Origin of the sequence: Isoptericola sp. NPDC058082 (assembly GCF_042885055.1) — a bacterium.
Lineage (GTDB): Bacteria > Actinomycetota > Actinomycetes > Actinomycetales > Cellulomonadaceae > Isoptericola.
Genome location: NZ_JBHVSQ010000003.1, coordinates 21,251 through 31,614 on the forward strand (window position 1 = coordinate 21,251; position 10,364 = coordinate 31,614).

A 10,364-nucleotide genomic window follows, 5' to 3' on the forward strand; every position below is an offset into this window, starting at 1 on the left:
GTCCTCCCATGCCTCGTGCTGCCCAGGCCCGCGCCGGTCGACGGCGCCCGACCCGTCGCGCGGCGGCATCGCTGACCGCCGTCGCGCTCACCGTCCCCGCGCTGTCCGCCGGACTCGGTGGGCTCGCCCTCACGTCGGCGCCCGCGGCGGGCGCGGCGGACCGCACCGCCACCCTCGTCGGGAGCCTCCAGACCGAGCTCGGCTGCGCCGAGGACTGGGACCCGACCTGCGCGGCGACGGCGCTCGCGCCGGCCGGCGACGGCACGTTCGGCGCCGACGTCGACCTGCCGGCGGGCACGTACGAGTACAAGGTCGCGCTCGACGGCGCCTGGGACGAGTCGTACGGCCGCGAGGGCACCGACGAGAACGCGCCCCTGGTGCTCGGCGGCGACGCGCGCGTGCGGGTCACCTACGACGACACGACGCACCGCGTCGCGCTCACGCCGCTCACGCTGGCGGGCGCCTACGACGACGCGGCGGACGCCGACCTGGTGGCGCCGCCGGTGCGCCAGCCGGGCTCGGACGAGCGGTTCTACTTCGTCATGACCGACCGGTTCGCGAACGGCGACACGTCGAACGACACCGGCGGGATCGACGGCGACCGGCTCGACCACGGCTTCGACCCGACCGACAAGGGCTTCTACCAGGGCGGGGACATCGCCGGACTGCGCGAGCGGCTCGACTACGTCGAGGGCCTGGGCACCACGGCCATCTGGCTCACGCCGTCGTTCCTCAACCGGCCGGTGCAGGGCACGGGCGACGACGCGAGCGCGGGCTACCACGGGTACTGGATCACGGACTTCACGCGGATCGACCCGCACCTGGGCACCAACGACGAGCTGCGCGCCCTGATCGACGAGGCCCACGCGAAGGGCATCAAGGTCTACTTCGACATCATCACCAACCACACGGCCGACGTGATCGACTACGCCGAGGGCGAGTACGGGTACGTCGACCAGGCCACGTCGCCGTACACCGACGCCGCAGGGAACGCCTTCGACCCGGCGGACGTCGCGGGCTCCGCGGACTTCCCGGAGCTGGACGCCGCGACGTCGTTCCCGTACACGCCGGTGGTCGCGGACGAGGACGCCGACGCCAAGGTCCCGGCCTGGCTCAACGACCCGACGCTCTACCACAACCGGGGCAACTCGACGTGGACGGGCGAGTCGGTCACGTACGGCGACTTCGACGGCCTGGACGACCTCATGACCGAGGACCCGCGCGTCGTGGACGGCTTCGTCGACGTCTACTCCGACTGGATCGACCTCGGCATCGACGGCTTCCGCATCGACACGGTCAAGCACGTGAACCCGGAGTTCTGGGAGACCTGGTCGGCCGAGGTCATGGACTACGCGCACGCGCAGGGCAAGGACGACTTCTTCATGTTCGGCGAGGTGTACGACGCCGACGCGGCCAAGACGTCGCCGTACGTGCGCGACACGGACATGAGCTCGGTGCTCGACTTCTCCTTCCAGGCGGCCGCGACCAGCTACGCGAGCGGCAACAGCGCCCGCGGCCTGGCGAGCCTGTTCGCGAGCGACGACCGGTACACGACCCCGACGAGGTCCGCCTCCGCCCTGCCCACCTTCCTCGGCAACCACGACATGGGCCGCGTCGGGTACATGCTCGCGGGCACGGACGAGCCGCTGGCCCGGGACGAGCTGGCCCACGACCTCATGTACCTCACGCGGGGTCAGCCGGTCGTCTACTACGGCGACGAGCAGGGCTTCGCGGGCGCGGGCGGGGACAAGGACGCCCGCCAGACGCTGTTCGCCACGCAGGTCGACGAGTACGCCGACCAGCCGCTCGTCACCGGCGAGCCGGCGGGCAGCACCGACCGGTACGCCACCGACGCGCCCCTCTACTCGCGCATCGCCGACCTGGCCGCGCTGCGGGAGGCGCACCCGGCGCTCGCCACCGGCGCGCAGGTCGAGCGGTACGCCGAGAACGGGGCCGGGGTCTACGCGTTCAGCCGGATCGACCGCGAGGAGAAGGTCGAGCACCTGGTCGCGGTGAACAACGCGGCGCAGGCGAAGAGCGCCACCTTCACCACGCTCACGCCCGGGGCGTCGTACGACGTCCTGTACGGCGGCGGCGAGGCCGTCACCGCGGACGACGCCGGCGAGGTCACGGTGCAGGTGCCCGCCACGTCGGCGGTCGTGCTGCGCGCGGACCGCACGGTGGGCGCGGACTCGGACGGCACGCTCGAGGTCGCGGTCCCCGCGGCCGGCGCGGCGGTCTCGGGCACCGCGGCCGTGGCGGCCGACGTCGACGACGACGCCTGGGCGGAGACGTCCTTCGCGTGGCGCGAGGTCGGCACCGACGAGTGGCACGCGCTCGGCACGGCGGAGGACACGACGCCGCGCGTCTTCCAGGACACGAAGGGCCTGGCCGAGGGCACCCTCGTCGAGTACCGCGCCGTGACGCAGGACGCCGACGGCGACCGGACGGCCGCCTCGACGTTCGCCTCCGTCGGCGTCGACGTGTCCGGCGTGGTCGGCGACGAGGAGCCCGAACCCGAGATCGACCTGGTGACCGTGCCGGGCAGCCACAACAGCGAGATGGGCTGCGCCGGCGACTGGACGCCGGACTGCGAGGGCGCCCGCCTCACCGAGCGCCCGGACGGCGTGTGGGAGGGCACGTTCGACCTGCCCGCCGGCGACCACGAGTACAAGGTCGCCGTGAACGGCTCGTGGGACGTCAACTACGGCGTCGGGGGAGTGCGCGACGGCGGCAACGCGACGTACTCGCACGAGGGCGGCGAGGTCACGTTCTACTGGGACCCGGTGAGCCACGACTTCTCGTCCACCGCGCAGGGCCCGGTCGTCACGCTGGCGGGGTCGTTCCAGGACCAGGTGGGGTGCCCGGGATCGTGGGCGCCCGACTGCCTCGCGTCGTGGCTCAAGGACCCCGACGGCGACGGCACGTACACGTGGTCGACGGACGACCTCGCCGCCGGCGCCTACGAGGCCAAGGTGGCGCACGGCCTGAGCTGGGCCGAGAACTACGGCGTGGGCGGTAAGCCCGACGGCGCCAACTACTCCTTCAGCGTGGGCGAGGGTGAGACGGTGGCCTTCTCCTACGACCTCGCCACCCACGTGCTCGAGATCGGCGTGGAGAACCCGCCGCTGCCCGGCACGGGGCAGCAGGCCGCGCACTGGGTCCGCCAGGGCCTGGTGCTCGCGCCCGGCGACCTCGGCTCCGGCGACGACTGGACCCTGTGGACCGCGCCGGAGGGCGGCCTGGCCGTCGCCGACGGCCAGGTCCGCGGGCCGGACGGGGGAGACCTCCCGGAGGGGGCCGCGTCCTACGACCTGGCACCCGCGGGGGACGTGCCCGACGACGTCGCGCGCGACTTCCCGGCGCTCGCCGGCCACACGGCGCTGGCCCCGGTGGGCGACGACGGGAAGCCGCTGGGCCGCGCGGCCGTCGAGAAGCTCCTGACGGGTCAGCTCCTGGTGACCCGGGCCTCGGGCGAGAGCCTGTCGGCGGCGACCGGCGTGCAGGTGCCCGGCGTGCTCGACGACCTGTACAGCGAGCAGGCATCGAAGCGTACGTTCGGCGTTCAGCGGCACCCGAGCGGCAGGTGGGCGTCGTTCGCCCTGTGGGCGCCGACCGCGCGGGACGTGGACCTGCTGGTGTGGCCCGCGGGCCGTGACCTGGGCGAGGACCCCGAGCGGTTCGACGCCGTCCGCGAGCGGGACGGCTCGTGGACCCTCGACGGCAAGCGGGCGGCGAAGAAGCTCGCGTGGGACGGCGCCCGCTACCGGTACGCGGTGACGGTCTACGTGCCGGGCACCGGGAAGGTCGAGACGAACGTCGTCACCGACCCGTACTCCGTGGGCCTCACCCTCGACTCGACGCACTCCGTGGTCGTGGGGCTGGACGACAAGCGCTGGCAGCCGAAGGTCTGGCGCACCACCCGCCAGCCGGTCGTGGAGCGGGCCGTGGACCAGACGATCTACGAGCTGCACGTGCGTGACTTCTCCGTCTCCGACGAGACGGTGCCGGCGAAGGAGCGCGGCACGTACCTCGCGTTCGCGCAGCGGCGCTCGGACGGCATGACGCACCTGCGCGAGCTGGCCGACGCCGGCATGACGACGGTGCACCTGCTGCCGACGTTCGACATCGCGACGATCCCCGAGGACCGCGCGGACCAGGCGACCACGGGCGACCTGTCCGGGTTCGCTCCCGACGGCGAGGAGCAGCAGGCGGCGGTGGCCGACGTCGCCGCGAGCGATGGCTTCAACTGGGGCTACGACCCGTTCCACTTCTCGGTCCCCGAGGGCTCGTACGCCGTCGAGGCCGAGGGGGGCGCGCGCGTGGCCGAGTTCCGCACGATGGTGGGCTCGCTGCACGACGCGGGCCTGCAGGTGGTGCTCGACCAGGTGTTCAACCACACCGCGGCGAGCGGGCAGGACGCGAAGAGCGTGCTCGACCGGGTCGTGCCCGGCTACTACCAGCGGCTGAACCCGACCACGGGGGCGGTCGAGACCAGCACCTGCTGCCAGAACGTGGCCACCGAGCACGCGATGGCGGGCAAGCTCATGGTCGACTCGGTGGTCACGTGGGCCCGCGACTACAAGGTGGACGGCTTCCGTTTCGACCTCATGGGCCACCACTCGAGGGACAACATGCTCGCCGTGCGCGAGGCCCTCGACGCCCTCACGCCGCGCAAGGACGGCGTCGACGGGTCCGCCGTCTACCTGTACGGCGAGGGCTGGAACTTCGGCGAGGTCGCGGACAACGCCCTGTTCACGCAGGCCACGCAGGGGCAGCTCGGCGGCACCGGCATCGGCACGTTCAGCGACCGGCTGCGCGACGCCGTGCACGGCGGGTCGCCGGTGGACGCCGCGTCGCGGTTCACGCAGGGCTTCGGCACGGGGCTGTTCACCGACCCGAACGGACGCGAGGCCAGCGAGGGGGACGCCGGCAGCGTCAACGACGGCTCCGCCGACGAGCGCGCGGACCTCGGCCACCAGAGCGACCTGGTGCGCCTCGGCCTCGCGGGCAACCTGCGGGACTTCGCGTTCCGGGCCTCGGACGACGGCGCCGGCGAGACGACGCGGGGCGAGGAGCTCGACTACCGCGGCGCGCCCGCGGGGTACGCGGACTCGCCGGAGGAGGTCGTCACGTACGTCGACGCGCACGACAACGAGACCCTGTTCGACCTGCTGACGCTGAAGCTGCCGCAGGACACCGCGATGGCGGACCGGGTCCGGATGAACACCGTGTCGCTCGCGACGACGGCGCTCGCCCAGACCCCGTCGTTCTGGCACGCGGGCACGGACCTGCTGCGTTCGAAGTCGCTGGACCGCAACTCCTACGACTCGGGCGACTGGTTCAACGCGATCGACTGGTCGGGGCGGGACAACGGCTTCGGTCGCGGCCTGCCTCCGGCGGCGGACAACGCCGACGCATGGCCGGTGATGGCGCCGCTCCTGGCGGACCCGTCGCTCAAGCCCGCGCCGTCGGACATCGCGGCGGCCTCGGGGGCGGCGCGCGAGCTGCTCGAGCTGCGCTCGTCGACCCGGCTCCTCCGGCTCGGCAGCGCCGCGGCGATCGAGCAGAAGGTGTCGTTCCCGGGCGCGGGTCCGGACGCGACGCCCGGCGTCGTCGCGATGGCGGTGGACGACACCGTGGGTCGGGACGCGGACCGTCGCCTCGACGGTCTGCTGACGGTGTTCAACGCGTCGCCGGAGCCCGTGACGCTCGAGCTGTCCGAGCTGCGCGGCCGGGACTTCCGGCTCTCGGGCGTGCAGCGCTCGGGGAGCGACGCCGTCGTCAAGCGCACCCGGTGGGACGCGCGCACGGGCACGGTCACCGTGCCCGCCCGGACCGTGGCGGTGCTGGAGGACCCGCAGCGCTGACCGACGCACGCCCTCGCCGTCGTGTTCGTCGTTGTGTTCGACGTACGAACTGACCGCCGAGGGTCCGCCATCTCGAGGGCCACGGGACGGAACGCCGTCCCGTGGCCCTCGTCGCGCTGTCAGGGCTCGGGCGGCGGGCCGTGACGCGATCGTTATCGCTTTCCACCCGCCGAGGCTTTGACTTCGGAACTCGAACGCAGCAGTCTGTACCGCGGACCGGCTCGGCCGTCCGGGGGAGACCTCGGCGTCCGGGCGCCGGCGGCGACGGTCGCTGCCGGGGGACACTCGACGACGAGAAGGAGCGCGAGGATGCGACTCGCCAAGACGATGGGCGCGGTGGCCGCCGGTGCGGCGCTGACGCTGGGACTCGCCGCGTGCGGCGGCTCCGGGGCCGGCGGCGGCGGCGGTGCGGACGGCGCCGCGGGGAACGGCGACGACGACGTGAAGATCGGCGTCGCGATGCCGACGCAGACCTACGAGCGCTGGATCCAGGACGGCAACAACGTCAAGAAGGGTCTGGAGGACCTCGGCTACTCCGTGGACCTGCAGTTCGCCAACGACGACATCCCGACCCAGACGCAGCAGATCGACTCGATGATCACCGAGGGCGTCGACGTCCTCGTCATCGCCTCGATCGACGGCACCGCGCTGACCAGCCAGCTCGACGCGGCCGCCGCGGCGAACATCCCGGTCATCGCGTACGACCGCCTGATCCGCGACAGCGAGAACGTCGACTTCTACACGACGTTCGACAACGAGGCGGTCGGCGTGGCGCAGGCCAACGCCCTGCTGCGCGGCCTGGGCTACCTCGACGCCGACGGCAAGGAGACCGGCGAGAAGGGCCCGTACAACATCGAGCTCTTCGCCGGCTCGCCGGACGACAACAACGCCGGGTTCTTCTTCGACGGCGCGATGTCGGTGCTGCAGCCGCTCATCGACGACGGCACGATCGTCGTCCCGTCCGGCCAGACCGACTTCGGCCAGGTCACGACGCAGCGCTGGGAGCTGGAGACGGCCCAGAAGCGCATGGAGGACCTGCTCACCTCGACGTACCAGGGCGGCGAGAAGCTGGACGGCGTGCTCGCGCCGGCCGACGTGCTCTCCCGCGGCATCATCAACGCGCTCCAGAGCGCGGGCATGGGGCCGACCCTCGAGGAGGGCCTGCCGGTCGTCACCGGTCAGGACGCCGAGATCGCCAACATCAAGCTCATCGACGACGGCGTCCAGTCCTCGACGATCTTCAAGGACACGCGCCTCCTCGCCGAGCAGGCGGTCAAGGCCACCGAGTCCTTCGTGAAGGGCGAGGAGCCCGAGGCGAACGACACCGAGACGTACGACAACGGCGTCAAGGTCGTGCCGTCGTACCTGCTCGAGGTCCAGACGGTGTTCAAGGACGACATCCAGCCCGTGCTGATCGACGCCGGCTACTACACCGCCGACGAGGTCAAGGCCGGTCAGGCGGACGACTGATCCGCAGGTCATGACCCGCACGGGCGGGCCCGCCCGTCGCCGCTCCCGCTCCGGGACGGACGACGGGTGGGCCCGCCCCCGGGGCCGCCGCGGACCTGTCCGGCGGCGGCGCACCCCACCGAAGGAGGGACGAGAGCGCAGATGAGCACGATCCTGGAGATGCGCTCCATCACCAAGGAGTTCCCCGGCGTCAAGGCGCTGTCGGACGTCACGCTGACGGTCGAGCAGGGCGAGATCCACGCCATCTGCGGCGAGAACGGCGCCGGGAAGTCCACGCTCATGAAGGTGCTGTCGGGCGTCTATCCGCACGGCACCTACGACGGCGAGATCGTCCTGGACGGGACGCCCGCGGAGTTCGGGTCGATCAACGACTCCGAGGACCGCGGCATCGTCATCATCCACCAGGAGCTCGCCCTGGTCCCGTACCTGTCCGTCGCCGAGAACATCTTCCTCGGCAACGAGACCCGGGGCCGGTTCGGGATGATCGACTGGAACGCGGCGAACCGGAAGGCCCACGCCCTGCTCGAGCGGGTGGGCCTCGACGAGAACCCGACGACGCCCGTCAGCCAGCTCGGCGTCGGCAAGCAGCAGCTCATCGAGATCGCCAAGGCGCTCTCCAAGGAGGTCAAGCTGCTGATCCTCGACGAGCCGACCGCTGCGCTCAACGACGACGACTCCGAGCACCTGCTCGAGCTGCTGCGCCAGCTCAAGGCGCACGGCATCACGTCGATCATCATCTCCCACAAGCTCAACGAGATCGAGGAGATCGCCGACCGCACGACGATCATCCGCGACGGCCGGACCATCGAGACCCTCGACATGTCCGAGCCGGGCTCCACCCAGGACCGCATCATCCGCGGCATGGTGGGCCGAGACCTCGAGCACCGTTACCCCGAGCGGGCGTCCGTCGTCGGCGACGAGGTGCTCCGTGTGGAGCACTGGAACGTCGACCACCCCACGCAGATCGGTCGGCAGATCATCGTCGACGCGTCGTTCAACGTGCACGCCGGCGAGGTCGTCGGGATCGCCGGCCTCATGGGTGCCGGGCGCACCGAGCTCGCGATGAGCATCTTCGGCCGCACCTACGGGCGCAACATCCGCGGCGAGATCTTCAAGGACGGCAAGCCGATCCAGGTCCGCAACGTGTCCGAGGCGATCGGGCACAACCTCGCGTACGCGACCGAGGACCGCAAGCACTACGGCCTGAACCTCATCGACGACATCCGGCACAACATCTCCGCGGCGGGCCTGCCCAAGCTCGCCCCGCGTGGTTGGGTCAACGGCAACGAGGAGCTCCGGGTCGCCGAGGACTACCGCGGCTCCCTCAACATCAAGACGCCCAACGTCCTGGTCGACGTCGGCAAGCTCTCCGGCGGCAACCAGCAGAAGGTCGTGCTGTCCAAGTGGCTGTACACCGACCCCGACGTGCTCATCCTCGACGAGCCCACCCGAGGGATCGACGTCGGCGCCAAGTTCGAGATCTACACGATCATCAACAAGATGGTCGCGGCGGGGAAGGCGGTCGTCGTCATCTCCTCCGAGCTCCCCGAGCTGCTCGGCATCTGCGACCGTGTGTACACCCTCGCCTTCGGTCGGATCACCGGTGAGCTCCCCGTCGCCGAGGCGACGCAGGAGCGCCTCATGGAGCTCATGACGATCGAGCGCGACCAGCCCCTGCCCACGAAGGAAACCGCCTCATGAACGCCATCGACTCGGTCCGGGACATCCTGACCCGGAACATGCGCCAGAGCGGCATCGTCATCGCCTTCCTGGCGATCGTCGTGCTCTTCGCCGCCCTGAACCCGAACTTCCTCTCGCCCACGAACCTGACGAACATCGTCCTGCAGTACTCGTACATCCTGATCCTCGCGATCGGGATGGTGATGATCATCGTGGCGGGGCAGATCGACCTGTCCGTCGGCTCGGTGGTGGCCCTCACCGGGGCCGTCAGCGCCGTCGTCGTCGTGCGGCAGGGCCTGCCCTGGTACGTCGGCGTGCTGGCCGCCCTCCTCGTCGGCCTCCTCGTCGGCATCTGGCAGGGCTTCTGGGTGGCGTACGTCGGGATCCCCGGCTTCATCGTGACCCTGGCCGGCATGCTCCTGTTCCGCGGCCTGACGTTCCTCGTGCTGGACAACAAGTCGCTGTCGCCGTTCGGCGGCACCTACTACGACATCGCCAACGGGTTCCTCAACGGCCTGCTCGGCGGCAACGGGTTCGACGTCTTCACGCTCGTCATCTTCGGCATCGCCGTGGTCGGGTTCGGCGTCAGCCAGTGGCGCACCCGCCAGGGCAAGATCGCCTACCAGCAGACGGTCGAGTCGATGCCGCTGTTCGTGGTCAAGCTCGTGGCGGTGGCGGCCGTGGTGATGTGGTTCGGCTACCAGCTGTCGATCTCGCGCGGCCTGCCGATCGTGCTCATCATCCTCGCGGTGCTGATCATCGCCTACACGCTCGTCACGCAGAAGTCGGTCTTCGGCCGGCACGTCTACGCCGTGGGCGGCAACCGGCACGCGGCCGAGCTGTCCGGCGTCAAGGTCCGGAAGGTCAACTTCTGGATCTTCGTGAACATGGGCGTCCTGGCCTCGGTGGCCGGCGTGGTCTACTCCTCGCGCATGAACGGCGCCCAGCCGGGCGCGGGCAACATGTTCGAGCTCGACGCGATCGCCGCGTGCTTCATCGGTGGCGCGTCGACCACCGGCGGCGTCGGCCGGGTGGGCGGCGCCATGATCGGTGGTCTGATCATGGCCGTCATGTCCAACGGCATGCAGCTGATGGGCGTGCCGCAGTCGATGCAGCAGGTCGTCAAGGGCCTGGTGCTGCTGCTCGCGGTCGCGTTCGACATCTACAACAAGCGTCGCGCCTCGGTGCTGCGCTGACCTGGGGGTCCGGCCGGGGCCGGACCATCCCGCCTCGACGCGGGGGGGGGGGGGGGAAAAACCCCCCCCCCGTCGTCTTCGCCCCGAACCCCCCCCCCGCGGAGGGAGAAGACCGTAGGGGGAGGGCCGCCGTCCTTTCTCGCGGCGA

The 10,364-nt window shown here is 71.2% G+C and carries 4 protein-coding genes; all 4 read left to right on the forward strand.

Annotated elements, in window-relative coordinates:
* Positions 1–8: 8 nt before the first annotated feature.
* The 4 genes from pulA (at position 9) to mmsB (ending at position 10,216) form a co-directional block, all read left to right on the forward strand.
* Positions 9–5,870, forward strand: coding sequence for a pullulanase-type alpha-1,6-glucosidase (pulA, locus tag ACFVS0_RS05135; RefSeq protein WP_430587353.1), 5,862 nt, complete (start codon positions 9–11; stop codon positions 5,868–5,870).
* Between the two features lie 309 nt (positions 5,871–6,179).
* Positions 6,180–7,340: a multiple monosaccharide ABC transporter substrate-binding protein gene (chvE, locus tag ACFVS0_RS05140; RefSeq protein WP_430552527.1), complete on the forward strand. Its 1,161-nt coding sequence runs from the start codon at positions 6,180–6,182 to the stop codon at positions 7,338–7,340.
* A gap of 141 nt (positions 7,341–7,481) precedes the next feature.
* Positions 7,482–9,041 (forward strand): multiple monosaccharide ABC transporter ATP-binding protein, encoded by a 1,560-nt coding sequence (gene mmsA, locus ACFVS0_RS05145; RefSeq protein WP_430552526.1) that lies wholly within the window; start codon positions 7,482–7,484, stop codon positions 9,039–9,041.
* Positions 9,038–10,216 carry a multiple monosaccharide ABC transporter permease gene (mmsB, locus tag ACFVS0_RS05150; RefSeq protein WP_430552525.1) on the forward strand — a complete coding sequence of 393 codons (1,179 nt, stop codon included), beginning with the start codon at positions 9,038–9,040 and terminating at the stop codon, positions 10,214–10,216. Before mmsA ends, mmsB begins: the two co-directional genes overlap by 4 nt.
* The last annotated feature ends 148 nt before the right edge of the window (positions 10,217–10,364 follow it).